Origin of the sequence: Mycobacterium sp. E3298, from assembly GCF_001666895.1 — a bacterium.
Lineage (GTDB): Bacteria > Actinomycetota > Actinomycetes > Mycobacteriales > Mycobacteriaceae > Mycobacterium.
Genome location: NZ_LZJB01000414.1, coordinates 1 through 15306, shown reverse-complemented (window position 1 = coordinate 15306; position 15306 = coordinate 1). Strand labels below are relative to the sequence as shown.

Genomic DNA, 15306 nt, shown 5'->3' with positions numbered 1-15306 from the left:
CACTCGGATGACCCCCGCGATGTTACGGTGGTCTTCGGGTTATGCACTCTCGCTTCTACTTTGAGGTAGCGATCGTGGCGAATTCTGTTATGGGCGACTTGGTCAGCCAACTGCGCGTCGCCCTTCACCGGTTGCAGGACTGGGCCTACCCGGACGAGATAACTCACGATCGCTTCCGCGCCTTCATGAAGACGCCCCACGACGTCGGCGGCGAGCCGGACGCTCCGGCGGTCTTCGAGGAGAAGGAGGAAGAGCAGTGGGAGCTCAACACGTTTGTCACGTGTGAGGTGCTCGGCTGGCGGGGCATCTGGACATCGGAGGAGCGCAGACGGCTCGGCAACGTCGATGTCGGGAGGATGCTTTATCAGGGTTTCCCCTACTACGGCCGTTGGGTTTTGGCGATTGCCCGGTGCCTCATCGACAAACGCCACATCACCCTCGGTGAGTTGATCGAACGAGCGGCCGAAGTACGTGGGCGCGCGGCGGCCGGTGCGACGCCGCTGGAGCCGGCGCCTCACACTGTCGGCGACGCGGCCGCGGTGCCCAGGAACCGCCATCACGTCGAGGCCGTCGGCAAGGGCGATCCGCAGTGCTTCGACGGCCTCGCCGGTGACGCACGGTTCGCGGTCGGCGACCCGGTGGTGGTGCGGGATCTGCCCACCATCTTCTACACCCGCACCCAGGAATACCTGCGGGGCAAGCCGGGCACGGTCGTCCGGGTGTCGTACGAGAGCCCGGCCCCCGAGGACGAGGCGTTCGACCGCGAAGATCAGCGGCCGGAGTGGTTCTACATCGTTCGCTTCAAGATGGCCGACCTCTGGGACCCCTATGCGGGCCCGCCGAACGACACGCTGCAAGCGGAGATATCCGAGCGGTGGCTGCAGCCGGCTTCTTAGCCGATTCACCAACCAGGATGGCGAGATGACAGAGCACACCGACGCGGCCCACGAACCCGAGCGCCACGCGGCACCGATGGTCGAAGAGGTCACCGACTTCGAAGTGCTGGAAATCGCCCTGCGCGAGCTGGCAATCGAGAAGGGCTTGTTCACCGCCGAGGATCATCGGCGCTACACCGAGTTCGTCGAGCAGATGGGCCCTGCGCCGGGCGCCCGGCTCGTCGCGAAGGCGTGGGTGGACCCCGACTTCAAACGGCTGGCCCTGCAAGACGGCGTCGCCGCCAGCCGCGAGGTCGGCATCGACTGGCTCCATCCGACCGGCTTCGGCACACCCAGCGACTTCACCGCACTGCACATACTCGAGGACACCGAGACGCTGCACCACGTGATCGTGTGCACGCTGTGCTCCTGCTACCCACGCCCGCTGCTGGGGAACTCACCCGAGTGGTACCGGACGCCTAACTACCGGCGCCGCATCGTGCGATGGCCCCGCCAAGTCCTGGCCGAGTTCGGCCTGTACCTGCCGGAGGACGTCGAGATCCGGGTCGAAGACTCGAACTCCAAACACCGGTTCCTCGTCCTGCCGCTCCGGCCGGCAGGCACCGATGGGTGGAGCGAGGAGCAACTCGCCGAAATCGTGACGCGCGACTGCATGATCGGCGTCGCCCTGCCCAGGCCCGGCGTGACCTCGAATATCGACCGCCCCGTGCATCCGGCCGTCCGCCCCGCCGAGAACTACTGAGGGCCCGCCGATGTCTGCGGAGATCGACGTCACCGCCGTCCGGGTGCCGACGCTGGAGCAGGTCGCCGAACGCGATCAGGTGTGGGCACGGATGGCGGAGAAATATGGCGTGAGCAACCCGGTGCCGCCCTGGAAGTCCAGCCTCGACGGGATGTGCGAGGCGCTCGACCGGCAGGGCACGGCGCTGGAGCTCTTGATGCGCCGGACCGACGAGGATCGCCTCGGCGAGGAGGTGTACGTGGCCCTGCCGTATCCGGAGAGCCAGCTGGTCGCGCTGGCGCACTCCCTGGTTGCCCGCAATGTCATCGACGAGGCGGCGCTGGCTCAACGCATGGAAGCGGTCCGTGCGCGGCTGCAGGCCGGCGACGCCTGACGAAAGGGACGGCGAGCCCGCGAGTGTGCGGTTACTTTCACGTTCGGCCGCGAGTGTGAAACCACATTCGCACTCGGCGGCGCCAGGCTAGCCGCCCAGGCATCCCGGGCCGAGCAGTTCCTTGAGGTCTCCCATCAGCGCCGGCGAGGGCGTCACCCGCAGCGACGGGTCCAGCTCCAGGGTGGTGATCCGGTCCCCGCTGATGAGCCGCAGGTGCACCTGGGCGGTCCCGGGGTGGCGCGCCAGCACCTGCTTGAGGGCGCTGACCTTGTCGATGGTGCACTGCCGGGTCGGCAGGCTGACCGCGATCGGCCGGTTCGGCTGGGCATTGGAGAAGTCCGGCACCACAAGCTCGTTGGCGATCAGGCTGATGCGGTCGTCGCGGATGGCCACCTTGGCGTTGATCAGCACCACCGCGTCGTCGGCGATGTCGGCGCCATAGGCGGAATACGCGTGCGGGAAGAACATCACCTCGATGCCACCGGTGAGGTCTTCCAATTGCGCCGACGCCCAGGGCATTCCGTTCTTGTTGACCCGCCGGTTGACCGACGCCAGGATGCCGCCCACCCGCACCTGCGTCTCGTTGGGGACGTCGCCGTCCAGGATGGCCGGGATCTGGGTGTCCACCTGGGCGGCCAGCAGGTGCGCCACGCCATTGAGGGGATGACCCGACACGTACAGGCCCAGCATCTCGCGCTCCAGCGCCAGCTTGTGTTTGTCTTCCCATTCGTCCTCGGGCACCTTGATGGTGAACACCGACTCGGTGCACCCGTCATCGCCGCCGAACAGGTCGAATTGTCCCATCGCCTCGGCCTTTTTGGTGCCTAGCACCGAATCGACGGCATCGGTGTGCACCAGGAAGAGGCCCTTGCGGGCATGGCTCAGCGAGTCGAACGCGCCGGCCTTGATCAACGACTCCGTCACCTTCTTGTTGCAGGCCGAGACATCGATCTTGTTCAGGTAGTCCGAGAAGTCGGTGAACTTCCCCTTCTCGTTGCGGGTCTTGATCAGCGAACCGACCACGTTGGCGCCGACGTTGCGCACCGCACCCAGCCCGAACCTGATGTCCTGGCCGACCGACGCGAAGTTCACCAGGGACTCGTTGACGTCCGGCGGCAAGACGGTGATCCCGAGTTTGCGGCAGTCGGCCAGGTACACCGCGGCCTTGTCCTTGTCGTCGCCCACCGAGGTCAACAGCCCGGCCATGTATTCGGCCGGATAGTTGGCCTTCAGGTAGGCCGTCCAGTAGGACACCAGGCCGTAGCCGGCCGCGTGCGACTTGTTGAACGCGTAGCCGGCGAAGGGAAGGATGGTGTCCCACAACGCCTTCACCGCTTTTTCGGAGAACCCGTTGGCGGTCATGCCATCGTAGAAACCCTTGTACTCGGCCTCGAGCACCTCGAGCTTCTTCTTGCCCATTGCTTTGCGCAGCGCGTCGGCCTTGCCCATCGTGTAGGAGGCGACCTTCTGGGCGATGAACATGATCTGCTCTTGGTAGACGATCAGACCGTATGTCTCCGAGAGGATCTCGCGCAGCGGCTCCTCGAGCTCCGGGTGGATCGGTTTGATCGCCTGGCGGTTGTTCTTGCGGTCGGCGTAGTCGTTGTGGGCGTTCATGCCCATCGGGCCCGGGCGGTACAGCGCCAGCACCGCGACGATGTCGTTGAACTCGGTGGGTTGCATGCGCCGCAGCAGGTCGCGCATCGGGCCGCCATCGAGCTGGAACACCCCCAGGGTGTCGCCGCGGCCCAGCAGCTCGTAGGTCGGCTTGTCGTCGAGCGGCACCGATTCCAGGTCGAGGTCGATTCCCCTGTTGGCCTTGATGTTCTCCAGCGCGTCGCCGATGATCGTCAGGTTGCGCAGGCCCAGGAAGTCCATCTTCAGCAGGCCGATGGCCTCGCACGACGGGTAGTCCCAGCCGGTGATGATGGCGCCGTCCTGCGGCCGCTTCCACAACGGAATGGCCTCGGTGAGCGGCTCGCTGCTCATGATCACCGCGCACGCGTGCACGCCGGCGTTGCGGATCAGCCCCTCCAGGCCGCGCGCGGTCTGGTAGATGGTGCGCACGTCGGGATCGGTTTCGATCAGGCCGCGCACCTCGGCGGCCTCCTTGTACCGCTCGTGGTTCGGATCGGTGATGCCCGACAGCGGGATGTCCTTGGCCATGATCGGCGGCGGCAACGCCTTGGTGATCCGGTCGGCGATGGCGAAGCCGGGTTGGCCGTAGTGGATTCGAGCCGAATCCTTCAGCGCCGCTTTGGTCTTGATGGTGCCGAAGGTGATGACCTGGGCCACCCGGTCCTGGCCCCACTTGTCGGCGGCGTAGCGCACCATCTCACCGCGCCGGCGGTCGTCGAAGTCGATGTCGATGTCGGGCGCCGACGGCCGCTCGGGGTTGAGGAACCGCTCGAACAGCAGGCCGTGCGGGATCGGGTCGATGTTGGTGATGCCCAGCGCGTAGGCCACCAGCGAACCGGCCGCCGAACCGCGGCCCGGCCCCACCCGGATGTCGACCGAGCGGGCGTAGTTGATCAGGTCGGCGACGATGAGGAAGTACGACGGAAAGCCCTTGTCGCAGATGACCTTGATCTCGTATTCGGCCCGGTCGATGTAGTCCTGGCCGACACCGGACGGGAAACGCCGCCGCAGCCCGGCCATCACCTCGTGGTGCAGCCAGGACGCCTGGTCGTGTCCCTCGGGCACCGGGAAGATGGGCATCCGGTCGCGCGGCGCCCACACGTCGTCGTAGGGCTGCACGCGCTCGGCGATCAGCAGCGTCGAGTCGCACGCGCCCGGCACCGTCGCGTCCCATATCTGGCGCATCTCGGTGGCCGACTTCAGGTAATAGCCGTCGCCGTCGAACTTGAACCGGTTGGGGTCCGACAGCGTCTTGCCGGTCTGCACGCACAGCAGCGCCTCGTGGTTGTGCGAGTGGTCGCGGGTGACGTAGTGGCAGTCGTTGGTGGCCAACGGCGGGATGCCGAGCTTGCGGCCGATCTCGAGCAGGCCGTCGCGGACCCGCTGCTCGATGGACAGGCCGTGGTCCATCAGCTCGAGGAAATAGTTGTCGGCGCCAAAGATCTCCCGCCACTTGGCGGCCGACTCCAGCGCCTCGCGGTCATGCCCGAGCCGAAGGCGGGTCTGCACCTCGCCCGACGGGCACCCGGTGGTGGCGATGATTCCCTCGGCGTGTTCGGCGATGAGCTCGGCGTCCATCCGCGACCACTTGCCGAGCTGGCCCTCGAAGGAGGCCAGCGAGGACAGCTTGAACAGGTTGCGCAGGCCGGTGGCGTTCTCGGCCACCATCGTCAGGTGCGTGTAGGACCCGCTGCCCGACACGTCGTCGGACTTCTGCCCGGGGTCACCCCACGTGATCCGGCGGGTGTCGAAACGCGAGCCAGGCGCGATGTAGGCCTCGACCCCGATGATCGGCTTGATCCCCGCCTTGGCCGCGGCGTTGTAGAACTCGCTGGCGCCGAACATGTTTCCGTGGTCGGTCATCCCGACCGCGGGCATTCCCAGCCGCTCCACCTCGGCCAGCATCGGCGTGATCTTCGCGGCCCCGTCCAGCATCGAGTACTCGGTGTGGTTATGCAGGTGCACGAACGACGACTCGCGACGAACGCTTGCGTGAGGAGGAATCGAACCTGTCATAGGGACGCCAGTCTATGACTGAGCACCGACGGGTTTCGGGCGTGTCGCGAAGTGTGTCTGCTATTGATTCGCGGCGACCCGCCGCGTGCAGACACCCGGCGCTCTAGCCGTACAGCTCGACGAAGTTCTTCAAAGACTTCTGCACGTCGCCCTTGACCGCCCGCGCGGCCGCCGAACCGACCGGGCCGAACAACGCCCGCCCGCCCAACTCGAGGCGCAGGCCCAGCGTCGATCCCTCGTCGGCGGCCCGCACGGTGAGCGTCACGGCGTACTTGGCGCCACCCTTGCCCGAACCCGAGAGCGCCACCTCATGGGGCGGATCCCACGTCGTCACCGTCCATGTCACCCGGTTGCGGAAACCCTTGGCCCGGGCCACGCCCACCACCTGGACGCCCTCTCCGAGTTCCTCGGGCAGATCACTGCGCCACCCTTCGTGCATCACCAGCCAGTCGCCCAGGTCCGACAGGTCGGAGACGTGATCCCACATTTCCTGCGGGCTCATCGGCATGTCGGCGGTCAGGTCAACGGCGGCCACGCGATTCCTCCTTGCTCCCCGGTGAACGCCACGCTGGCGTGACACTCGGTGCTCAATGCCACGCTGGCGTGTCCTCCGCAAGCGGGAGGTGCCCCCAGCCCGCCAGCACGGGGGTGCCCCAGCTCGGCGAGGCTCAGCGGTTTGGTCCGCCGCGAAAGCGGTTACCGATCCGGATCCCGGGCAGCAGCAGGCTGCGCGGGGCGAACCGGCCGCCGGTGCTGACGACCTTGGGCACGACGCCGGGCACCACGGTGCGCCGGCCGGACAGCATCCCGCCGATCGCCGCCTCGGCGACGTCGCGGGGCGAGACCTGCGCGATGGGGATGCTGAACCGCTCGGCGTTGGCGATCTCCGCCCATTCGGTCGGCACCGGCCCGGGGCACAGGCACGTGACCGACACCCCGGTCCCGTGCAACTCCTCGTGCACCGCCTCGGAGAACGTCTGCACGAACGCCTTGGTCGCCGAATAGACCGCCATGTAGGGCACCGGCTGGAAGCCGGCGATCGACGCGATGTTCATCACCGCCCCGGCCCCGCGCTCGACCATGCCGGGCAGGGCCGCGTGGGTGAGCTCCATCAGCGCCAGCGAGTTGAGGGTGACCTCCTCGCTTTCCCGCTCGAGCGGCAGCTCGTGGAAGACCCCGCTGGTGCCGAACCCGGCGCTGTTGCACAGCCCGGCGATGGGCTCGGCGCGCAGCCGATCGGCCAGCTTGGCGCGGCCCTTGGGATCGCCGAGGTCCAGCGGCAGCACCTCGACCGCCACCGAGTATTCCTGGCCCACCTCGTTGGCGAGTTCGTCGAGACGCTCGCGGCGCCGCGCCACCAGCAGCAGCGGGAAGCCCCGGCGGGCCAGCCCGCGAGCCAGTTCGGCGCCGATGCCGGACGAGGCGCCGGTGATGACGACAGTGGTCTGAATGTCGGGTTTCGGAAGGCTCATGATGTCACCAATGTATCCCGCGAGTCGCCCGCACAAACGTCTCGCTGCGTTTGTCGAATTGCGGTGAGTCGCTTGATGATTCGTCCCCCTTGGCGGCATGGGAGTCGCCGAACATGGCGAACGCGCGGTTGCGCACCCGGTCCATCACCGCCGGGTTCACCGCGTCGGCGACGGCGGCGAATTGACCGAACGGCGAGCTGGCCCGGCGCGGCCGGTGCACAATCGCGTCCGCGATCACCCCGGCCGCCTGATCCGGCGTCAGCGCCGGGAACTTGTCGTACAGGGTGGTCGGGCTGATCATCGGGGTGCGCACCAGGGCCATGTGCACGGTGGTGAACTTCACGCCGTCGTTGACGGTCTCGGCCTGCAGGGAGTCGCACAGGCTGTCCAGCGCGGCCTTGCTGGCGATGTAGGCGCCGAAGCGCGGCGCGCGGGTCTGCACCCCGACCGAGGAGACGTTGATGATGTGCCCGAAGCCGCGCTCCCGCATCCCCGGGATGAACTTGAGGATGAGCTGGACCGCGCCCAGATAGTTCAGCTGCATGGTCCGCTGATAGTCGTGGATCCGGTCGTAGGACAGCTCCAGCGAGCGCCGGATGGACCGCCCCGCGTTGTTGATCAGGATGTCGACGCTGCCCAGGTCGCTGAGCACCTGGTCGGCCATCGCGGCGATCGCGTCCATGTCGGTCAGGTCGCACGGGTAGACGTGGGCGCTGCCGCCGTTACCTTCGATTTCAGCGGCGACCTTCTCCAGGTTCTCCCGGGTGCGCGCGACGAGCACCACCTCACCGCCCGCTTCCGCGATCCGCTTCGCGGCGGCCTCCCCGATGCCCGACGATCCCCCGGTGATCAGGACGGTCTTGCCACTGACCGCCTCGTCGAGCGTGCGTCCCTGCACCGCGTCGAGCAGATTCCTCAGATAGAACGGCCGGTAGCGGCCCGCGGAGTTGGGGGTGTTGACGATGTGGGACACCGCCGCGATCGGCTTCTCCACCAGATTCGCGAGCGGCTTTTCGACCATGTTGGTGATGTCGCCGAGATTCATTGGCTTTCGCTCCTGATGATGTCGGCCCCCCGACCGCAACTGGCCTGCCCGTTGACCACGACCGCCTTGCGGGGCTGTGTGAATGTTGTGACGCGAGTCATAAAGCCAACCTAGGACATCAGCGCCCCCACTCGATGCAGATTTCCGGCATGTAAAGCGCGCCGCACATCTCACGCCGCGGCAGGCGGGGCCGTCATGGGTGAGCAATCCGGTTGTTACGCAAGGACATCCGAGCGTGATTGCGAACTAACTGGTGGGCAACGCCGAAATGTTCCAATCGGACTTATGAAAATTCTGGCACGCTTCCACAAGCCACAGCCGGGCACCATCTACGACCGGATCGGCGGCCACGAGGCGATCGAAGTCGTGGTCGAGGACTTCTACGTTCGTGTGCTCGCCGACGACCAACTCGCGGGCTTTTTCACCGGGACCAACATGAACCGGCTCAAGGGCAAGCAAGTCGAGTTCTTCGCCGCCGCGCTCGGGGGCCCCGAGCCCTATACCGGCGCGCCGATGAAGCAGGTGCACCAGGGGCGCGGGATCACCATGTACCACTTCAACCTGGTGGCCGGGCACCTGTCGGACGCACTGGCCGCGGCCGGGGTGCCGTCCGAAACGGTCACCGCGATCATCGGCGCGATCGCGCCGCTGGCCCCCGAGATCGCGACGGGCGAGGCCAACACGGCCACGGTCTGACCGTCCCCGCCGGGATCGCCGCGGCGGTTGCGGTCGCGCATTTCGGCGTGTCGCGCCGACGGTGCGCCCGGCAGGCGGTAGTCAGCACGTATGCGACTGCTCGCCGTCATCGTTGCGGCCCTGGTGCTGAGCGCCTGCGGCGCGAAGACGACCCCGGCGCCGGCCACCACCACGTCGGCGACCACCACTGCCCCGCCGACCGCGGCGCCGCTCGACTGCGCCACCCCGGCGAACGCGGCCCAGCGGCAGGTGTGCGCCGATCCGCACCTCAGCGATCTCGACCATCGGGTCCAGGCCGCCTACCAGGAGGCGCTCGGCCGGCCCGGCGCGGACCAAGCCGCGCTGGCCAGCGCGCAGAACAACTGGGCGAGCGGGCGGGACGGCTGTGCACAAAACCCCGAGATGCGCACGTGCCTGACCGAGGCGTATCAGACGCGGCTGGTCCAGTTGGCCATCGCCGACCCCGGCACCTTGAGCCCGCCCGTCGTCAGCTACCAGTGCCCCGCGGACACCGGACCGTTGACCGCGCAGTTCTACAACGAGTTCGACCCGCCCGCGGCGGTGCTCGACTGGAAGGGCAACCAGCAGATCCTGTTCCAAGAGCCGTCCGGCAGCGGCGCCAGGTACGGCCGGCAGGGCTCGGAATACTGGGAGCACCAGGGCGAGGTCAAGCTCGACCTCAACGGCACCAAATTCGTCTGCCGCGCGCCGTGATTCGGCGCGCCGCCGGCCAGCGGTCAGTCGAAGACGACCACGGCCCGGCCGACGATGTCGCCCCGGCCCAGGGCTTCCAGGTTGTCGTTGATGTCGTCGAGCTTGACCGGGACCACGTGGTGCTTGATCAGGCCTTGGCTGGCAAGCGCGAGCACCTCCCGAAGGTCGTTGTAATTGCCCCAGAACGAGCCGAAGTACGACTTCTCTCCGCTGACGAACGGAAACAACGGGAGCTCCACCCGCTGGCCCATGAGGCCCACCTGCGATAGCGCACCCTCCGTCTCGAGAATCGCGGCCGCCAATCCCAGGGACTCCGTGGATCCGGCGCAGTCCAGCACCGCGTCGACGGTGCGTCGGCCGGTCAGGTCCTCGAGCTCGTTCTGCACGTCCTCGACGGATTTGTCCCGGACGTTCACGGTGTGATGCGCGCCGTGTTCGGTTGCGACCTTGAGTTTTTCATCGCTCCGGGCGAATCCGAGCACGGTCGCGCCGCCACCGAGTAGCCGGGCGTATTGCACCGCGTAGCTGCCCAGACCGCCGATGCCGTTGATGACGACCGTACGGCCGGCGCCGAGTTTGCCCGCGTCGCGCAACTTCTTCATGCCGCGGTACGGAGTGAGGCCCGCATCGGTCAGCGGGGCCAGGTACCGGGGGTCGGCATCCGGTTGATCGGCGACCGAGATCACGTGGTCGTACGGGGCGACCATGTACTCGGCGAAGCCCCCGTTGGGTCCGAACCCGACGAGTTGCCCGTCGGCGCACAGTTGCTGGTTGCCTTCGTGGCACTGCCGGCACGTGCCGTCCCCCCAGTTCGGGTCCACCACGACAAGGTCTCCCTCGCCGATGCCGGCGGAATCCGGCACGTCGGCGCCCACCTCGGTGATGGTGCCCGCCACTTCGTGCCCCGGGATGAACGGGAAGTCCACCGGGAGACCGTCGCGGAAGTAGCCATCCAACAGCTGATAGTCGCTGCGGCACATGCCCGTCGCGGCGACCTTGATCAGGACCTGGCTTCGCCCGACATCGGGAACCGGCACTTCGTCGATCTCCAGCGGCTGGTTGTATCCGTGCATGCGTGCTGCCCGCATCGCCATGATGTCTCCTCGATATCCGCAAGTAACCGGCGATTGCGCCGGGAATAGGTCCGCCCGAAGGATGATCAATAGCCAACCGGATGGTCGTCGGCCGCGGTACAAGATTCCTGCCCGATGTTTGCCGGTTTCGATCCCGCGCGGTGACACTTACCCAGCGAGGGCCCTCGTATTCGGCTACCTTTTTCTTTGCGGAGCGGTTCCGGCCCCCGCGGTGTGCTGACGCCAAGGGGGGTGTTGACCTGACCGCCGCCGAAAACATCGAACATCACCTCACTTCCGGTGATCTCGTCGCCGAATTGACTGCGCGCGCACCGCATCCCGGCGCGAACGTCGGGCTGTGGCCCGGTCTGACCATCTACCGATTCACCGAGCCCACCGAACCCGAGTGGCAGGAGATCCGGGGACTGTCGATCGGACTCGTCGCGCAGGGCCGCAAGGCCGTCATCGAGATGGGCCGGCGTCACGTCTACGACCAGTTCAGCTACCTGGTGATCAACGGCGATGTGCACTTCCAGAGCGAGGTGCTCGAGGCATCGCCGCGCAAGCCCTGCCTATGCATGGTGCTGGAGGTGGATCCGTCTACCGTTCGCGAGATCACCGAGAAGATGCCGGGCGGGCGGGGCGCCGAGGCGGCGTCGGTACCGGAGCTCACCGAATCGTGCGTCGTCTCCGCACTCGACGACGAAGTCATGAGCTCGGTCCTGCGGTTCGTGCGGTCGCTCTCGACCGAGGTCGACCGGCGAGTGCTGGCGCCCTTGTATCTGCGCGAGTTGGTGTATCGGGTCCTGCAGCGCGAACAGTTTGCGCGGATGCTGCACTTCGCCACCCAGCAAGCGGCCGGTAATCCAATCGGCGCGGCACTGACCTACATCAATGAGCATTGGGCCGAGCCGATCACGGTCGCGACCCTGGCCGCGGAGGTGGGCCTGAGCTCATCCGCATTCACCAGAGCGTTCCGCGAGGTGACGGGATCGTCGCCGTATCAGTACGTCAAAGACGTCCGGCTGAACCGAGCGCGCGAACTGGTTCTGGATCGAAGATGGGCCGTGACCGAGATCGCCCACCGGGTCGGCTACGTCAACGTGTCCCATTTCATCAGCGAGTTCCGAACCCGGTTCGGCGCCACGCCGCGCGGTTACGCCAGCCGCCAGTCCGCCCGCTGAGGGCCGCCGATACAAGAAAGCGACCGGATCAGTAACGGCTTCGAGGACCAGCGCCCATTCGGGGCTCAATTCGTGATGCAGTGAGAGCGCAATTGCCAACTCGTCACCAAGGGGGACACCGATGGCCGAACCGATCGCGAAAGTGCAGCCACGAACGATCACTCATGTCGGTGTGACCGTCACCGATGCGGAGGCGGCCATCGACTGGTACCAACGCGTCCTCGGCTTCCAACTCCTGCACGAGCCGCAGGAGTACACCGCGGGCGAGGGTTACTTCGGCGAGCTGGTCGCGGACATGCTGGGCCCCCACGTGGTATCCGGCAGGATCGCCATGATGGACGCGGGCAATGGTGTCGGCCTGGAGTTGTTTGAGTTCTCCGAACCCAAACCCGAGCAGCGGGCAGCTGACGAGAACACACAGTTCTACTTGCACAAGACCGGTACGTTCCACTTCTGCGTCATCGACCCCGACGTCGAAGGCCTTGCGCGGCGCATCGCGGAGAGCGGCGGCAGACAACGCAGCGCGGTGTGGGAGTTCGCGCCCGGCATCGGATTCTATGTGTGCTACTGCGAAGACCCCTTCGGCAACATCGTCGAAATCTATTCGCACGGCACATCTCAGATTTGGAGCACCCTTGCGCAGGTGAACGGCAAGGCCGGTAATCACCAGCCCTGAGCGCTGCCTAGCATGCTCGACATGGTCCGCACATTCGACGACCTCGTGGCCGAGGCCGATGCCGCCCCCGTCGACGGCTGGGACTTCTCCTGGCTGGACGGGCGCGCCACCGAGGAACGCCCGTCGTGGGGGTATCAGCGTCAGATGAGCCGGCGGCTGGCGAGCGTGTCGGCCGCGTGCGACATCGACACCGGCGGTGGCGAGGTGCTCGCGGGCGCGGAGCGGTTTCCGCCCGCGATGGCCGCGACGGAATCGTGGCCGCCCAACGCGGCGCTGGCCACCCGACGCCTGCATCCCCGCGGCGTGGTGGTGGTGTTGACCGGCCACGAGCCGGGGCTGCCGTTCGCCGACGCGGCCTTCGACCTGGTGACCAGCCGCCATCCCATCGAGGTGCGATGGGCCGAGATCGCGCGGGTGCTGCGGCCGGGCGGCACCTACTTCGCCCAGCAGATCGGGCCCGCGACGATGGCCGAACTGGTCGAGTACTTCATCGGGCCGCAACCGGAAAAATGGGCCGAACTACACCCCGACGTCCAGCGCGCCGAGGCCGAAGCCGCCGGGATGGAGGTCGTCGACATCCGGATGGAGCGGATGCGGGCCGAGTTCTTCGACGTCGGCGCCGTTATCTACTTCCTGCGCAAGGTGATTTGGACGGTGCCGGACTTCACGGTCGACGCCTACCGGGATCGGCTGCGCGAACTGCACGAGCGCATCGAGGCCGACGGGCCGTTCGTCGCGTACTCCACGCGGCTGCTCGTCGAGGCGCGCAAGCCGGCCGAGTGATCGCAAGCGCGGCGAAGCCGGGAGCTGGGGGCACCCCCAGCGAAGCTTGGGGGACGGGTCGCGACCATCAGAATGATCAGCCCTCGGCGCGCAGCACGTCCAGCGCGTGCTGCAGATCGGCCGGGTAGGGGCTGACGATCTCCATCTGCCTGCCGTCGGCCGGGTGGGCGAACGACAGCGACCGGGCGTGCAGCCATTGCCGTTGGAGCCCAAGCCTTTTCGCGAGTTTAGGGTCCGCCCCGTAGACCAGGTCACCGCAGCACGGGTGATGCAGCGCGGAGAAATGCACCCGAATCTGGTGCGTGCGGCCGGTTTCCAGGTGCACGTCGAGCAGGCTGGCGGCGACGAAGGCCTCGATGGTGTCGTAGTGGGTGAGGCTGTGCCGGCCGTTCGTCGTGACCGCGAACTTCCACTCGCCGCCGCGGTGCCGCCCGATCGGAGCGTCGATCGTGCCGCTCGACGGGTCCGGATGGCCCTGCACCAGCGCGTGATAACGCTTGTCGACAGTGCGCTGTTTGAACGCGCGCTTCAGCACGGTGTAGGCGCGCTCGGAGAGCGCCACCACCATCACCCCGGAGGTGCCGACGTCGAGGCGATGCACGATGCCCTGCCGCTCGGGCACGCCGGACGTGGTGATCCGGTAACCGGCCGCGGCCAGTCCGCCGAGCACCGTCGGTCCGGTCCAGCCCACCGACGCGTGCGCGGCCACCGCGGCGGGCTTGTCGACCGCGACGATGTCGTCGTCGGAATACAGAATCGTCATGCCCTCGATCTCGACCGGCGTGTTCTCCACCGGCGGCGGCGCTTCGGGCAACCGGACCTCAAGCCACGCGCCGCCGGTCAGCCGGTCGGACTTGCCCGCCTGCACGCCGTCGAGTTCCACCCCGCCGTCTTCGGCCAGCGCCGCGGCGGCGCTGCGGGACAGGCCCAGCAGCCGCGCGAGGCCCGCGTCCACGCGCATGCCCGCCAGCCCCTCGGGGACGGGCATGGAACGGTGCGTCATCGGCGCTGGTCGGCCTTCCGCCTGCCGACCGTGTCGAAGTCGTAGCCGAAGACCGACAGCACCACCAGGAGGATGGCGCCGCCCACCACCGAGGGGTCGGCGACGTTGAACACCGGCCACCACCCGACCGACAGGAAGTCCACGACGTGGCCGCGCAGCGGCCCGGGCGCCCGGAAGAAGCGATCGACCAGGTTGCCCATGGCGCCGCCGAGGATCATCCCCAGCCCGACCGCCCACCAGGGCGACACCAGCCGCCGGCCCATCCAGAAGATGCCGGCCACCACGCCGGTCGCGATCAGTGTCAGCACCCAGGTGTAGCCGGTCGCCATCGAGAACGCGGCACCGGAGTTGCGGACCAGCGTCCAGGTGACCGTGTCGCCGATGATGGGCACCGGCTGACCGGGCGGCAGCAGCTTGACGGCCAGCACCTTGGTGACGATGTCCAGGGCCAAGACGATCGCCGCCACCGACAGCAGCAGGCGCAGCCGCCTCGGCGGCCGCTGCGGCTCGGCGGCCGCGCCGTCGCCGGCCTGCTCGGTTGAGGTCACTGGCTCAGTCGATGGTTCCTCGGGCACTCTCACATCATCCCCCAATGCCCACGCGATCCCCCAATGCCGACGCGGGCTGGCCGATGTTCGCGGTTGGCGTGCGCGATGATTTCACCATGGGCCGGCTCACCGTCATCGCCACCGGAGGCACGATATCGACCGGCACCGGCGCGGACGGCGTGCACCGGCCCGCTTATGGCGCGGCCGACCTGGCCGCCGGCCTAGACGTCGACGTCGTCGACGTGCTGGCGCTGGACAGCTCGCAGCTGGTGCCCGCGGATTGGGACCGGATCCGCCGCGCCGTGCGCGCGGCGATCGACGGCGGCGCCGACGGTGTGGTGGTCACCCACGGCACCGACACCATGGAGGAGAGCGCGCTGTGGCTCGAGCTCACCCACGCGGGCGACGTTCCGGTGGTACTGACCGGCGCGATGCGCAGCGCCGACG

16 protein-coding genes are annotated in these 15306 nt (G+C 67.6%); 9 read left to right on the top strand and 7 right to left on the bottom strand.

Annotation, left to right across the window (positions count from 1 at the left end; genetic code table 11):
* Positions 1 to 89: 89 nt before the first annotated feature.
* The 3 genes from A9X05_RS19715 to A9X05_RS19705 are packed head-to-tail and all read left to right on the top strand — an operon-like array spanning position 90 to position 2011.
* Entirely contained in the window at positions 90 to 896 is an 807-nt protein-coding gene (locus A9X05_RS19715; RefSeq protein WP_067761318.1) for an SH3-like domain-containing protein, read from the top strand.
* A gap of 25 nt (positions 897 to 921) precedes the next feature.
* Complete coding sequence (gene scnC / locus A9X05_RS19710) at positions 922 to 1638, top strand: thiocyanate hydrolase subunit gamma (protein WP_067761315.1); 717 nt, start codon at positions 922 to 924, stop codon at positions 1636 to 1638.
* 10 nt (positions 1639 to 1648) lie between these two features.
* Entirely contained in the window at positions 1649 to 2011 is a 363-nt protein-coding gene (locus A9X05_RS19705; protein WP_067761313.1) for a thiocyanate hydrolase, read from the top strand.
* Positions 2012 to 2098: 87 nt separating this feature from the next.
* Here the strand turns inward: A9X05_RS19705 and dnaE are convergent, their stop codons facing one another.
* The 4 genes from dnaE to A9X05_RS19685 all read right to left on the bottom strand — a co-directional run bounded on the left by dnaE (position 2099) and on the right by A9X05_RS19685 (position 8182).
* Complete coding sequence (gene dnaE / locus A9X05_RS19700) at positions 2099 to 5665, bottom strand: DNA polymerase III subunit alpha (RefSeq protein WP_067761309.1); 3567 nt, start codon at positions 5663 to 5665, stop codon at positions 2099 to 2101.
* Between the two features lie 103 nt (positions 5666 to 5768).
* Complete coding sequence (locus A9X05_RS19695) at positions 5769 to 6200, bottom strand: SRPBCC family protein (RefSeq protein WP_067761308.1); 432 nt, start codon at positions 6198 to 6200, stop codon at positions 5769 to 5771.
* A 133-nt stretch (positions 6201 to 6333) separates the two neighbouring features.
* A complete protein-coding gene (locus A9X05_RS19690; protein ID WP_067761305.1) occupies positions 6334 to 7137 on the bottom strand; it encodes an SDR family oxidoreductase in 804 nt (267 codons plus the stop codon).
* 4 nt (positions 7138 to 7141) lie between these two features.
* Positions 7142 to 8182 carry an SDR family NAD(P)-dependent oxidoreductase gene (locus A9X05_RS19685; RefSeq protein ID WP_067761302.1) on the bottom strand — a complete coding sequence of 347 codons (1041 nt, stop codon included), beginning with the start codon at positions 8180 to 8182 and terminating at the stop codon, positions 7142 to 7144.
* Positions 8183 to 8467: 285 nt separating this feature from the next.
* On the opposite strand from A9X05_RS19685, the gene A9X05_RS19680 reads away from it, so the two are divergent.
* Both A9X05_RS19680 and A9X05_RS19675 read left to right on the top strand, forming a co-directional pair.
* A complete protein-coding gene (locus A9X05_RS19680; protein ID WP_067761299.1) occupies positions 8468 to 8878 on the top strand; it encodes a group 1 truncated hemoglobin in 411 nt (136 codons plus the stop codon).
* 90 nt (positions 8879 to 8968) lie between these two features.
* Positions 8969 to 9592, top strand: coding sequence for an MliC family protein (locus A9X05_RS19675; protein ID WP_067783561.1), 624 nt, complete (start codon positions 8969 to 8971; stop codon positions 9590 to 9592).
* A 23-nt stretch (positions 9593 to 9615) separates the two neighbouring features.
* Here the strand turns inward: A9X05_RS19675 and A9X05_RS19670 are convergent, their stop codons facing one another.
* The gene (locus A9X05_RS19670; RefSeq protein ID WP_082971020.1) at positions 9616 to 10686 is read right to left on the bottom strand and encodes an NAD(P)-dependent alcohol dehydrogenase; all 1071 of its coding nucleotides are present in this window, start codon (positions 10684 to 10686) and stop codon (positions 9616 to 9618) included.
* Between the two features lie 296 nt (positions 10687 to 10982).
* Between A9X05_RS19670 and A9X05_RS19665 the strand changes: the two genes are divergently transcribed.
* The 3 genes from A9X05_RS19665 (at position 10983) to A9X05_RS19655 (ending at position 13308) form a co-directional block, all read left to right on the top strand.
* Entirely contained in the window at positions 10983 to 11849 is an 867-nt protein-coding gene (locus A9X05_RS19665; protein ID WP_197499138.1) for an AraC family transcriptional regulator, read from the top strand.
* A gap of 121 nt (positions 11850 to 11970) precedes the next feature.
* Entirely contained in the window at positions 11971 to 12525 is a 555-nt protein-coding gene (locus A9X05_RS19660) for a VOC family protein (protein WP_067783558.1), read from the top strand.
* A gap of 21 nt (positions 12526 to 12546) precedes the next feature.
* Positions 12547 to 13308 (top strand): class I SAM-dependent methyltransferase, encoded by a 762-nt coding sequence (locus A9X05_RS19655; protein ID WP_067761324.1) that lies wholly within the window; start codon positions 12547 to 12549, stop codon positions 13306 to 13308.
* A 76-nt stretch (positions 13309 to 13384) separates the two neighbouring features.
* Here A9X05_RS19655 and A9X05_RS19650 read toward each other — a convergent pair whose 3' ends face one another.
* Both A9X05_RS19650 and lspA read right to left on the bottom strand, forming a co-directional pair.
* The gene (locus tag A9X05_RS19650) at positions 13385 to 14311 is read right to left on the bottom strand and encodes an RluA family pseudouridine synthase (RefSeq protein ID WP_067783555.1); all 927 of its coding nucleotides are present in this window, start codon (positions 14309 to 14311) and stop codon (positions 13385 to 13387) included.
* Complete coding sequence (lspA, locus tag A9X05_RS19645; RefSeq protein WP_082950500.1) at positions 14308 to 14886, bottom strand: signal peptidase II; 579 nt, start codon at positions 14884 to 14886, stop codon at positions 14308 to 14310. The genes A9X05_RS19650 and lspA overlap by 4 nt, the downstream gene beginning before the upstream one ends.
* 89 nt (positions 14887 to 14975) lie before the next feature.
* Here lspA and A9X05_RS19640 point away from each other — a divergent pair.
* Positions 14976 to 15306: asparaginase domain-containing protein (locus A9X05_RS19640; RefSeq protein ID WP_197499139.1), on the top strand; the 331-nt coding region annotated here is incomplete at its 3' end.

Excerpts from the sequence above, each read along its gene's own strand:
- A9X05_RS19715 (WP_067761318.1), top strand. The coding sequence starts at position 90 with ATGGGCGACTTGGTCAGCCAACTGCGCGTCGCCCTTCACCGGTTGCAG.
- scnC (WP_067761315.1), top strand. The coding sequence starts at position 922 with ATGACAGAGCACACCGACGCGGCCCACGAACCCGAGCGCCACGCGGCA.
- A9X05_RS19705 (WP_067761313.1), top strand. The coding sequence starts at position 1,649 with ATGTCTGCGGAGATCGACGTCACCGCCGTCCGGGTGCCGACGCTGGAG.
- dnaE (WP_067761309.1), bottom strand. The coding sequence starts at position 5,665 with ATGACAGGTTCGATTCCTCCTCACGCAAGCGTTCGTCGCGAGTCGTCG.
- A9X05_RS19690 (WP_067761305.1), bottom strand. The coding sequence starts at position 7,137 with ATGAGCCTTCCGAAACCCGACATTCAGACCACTGTCGTCATCACCGGC.
- A9X05_RS19685 (WP_067761302.1), bottom strand. The coding sequence starts at position 8,182 with ATGAATCTCGGCGACATCACCAACATGGTCGAAAAGCCGCTCGCGAAT.
- A9X05_RS19680 (WP_067761299.1), top strand. The coding sequence starts at position 8,468 with ATGAAAATTCTGGCACGCTTCCACAAGCCACAGCCGGGCACCATCTAC.
- A9X05_RS19675 (WP_067783561.1), top strand. The coding sequence starts at position 8,969 with ATGCGACTGCTCGCCGTCATCGTTGCGGCCCTGGTGCTGAGCGCCTGC.
- A9X05_RS19670 (WP_082971020.1), bottom strand. The coding sequence starts at position 10,686 with ATGGCGATGCGGGCAGCACGCATGCACGGATACAACCAGCCGCTGGAG.
- A9X05_RS19660 (WP_067783558.1), top strand. The coding sequence starts at position 11,971 with ATGGCCGAACCGATCGCGAAAGTGCAGCCACGAACGATCACTCATGTC.
- A9X05_RS19655 (WP_067761324.1), top strand. The coding sequence starts at position 12,547 with ATGGTCCGCACATTCGACGACCTCGTGGCCGAGGCCGATGCCGCCCCC.
- A9X05_RS19650 (WP_067783555.1), bottom strand. The coding sequence starts at position 14,311 with ATGACGCACCGTTCCATGCCCGTCCCCGAGGGGCTGGCGGGCATGCGC.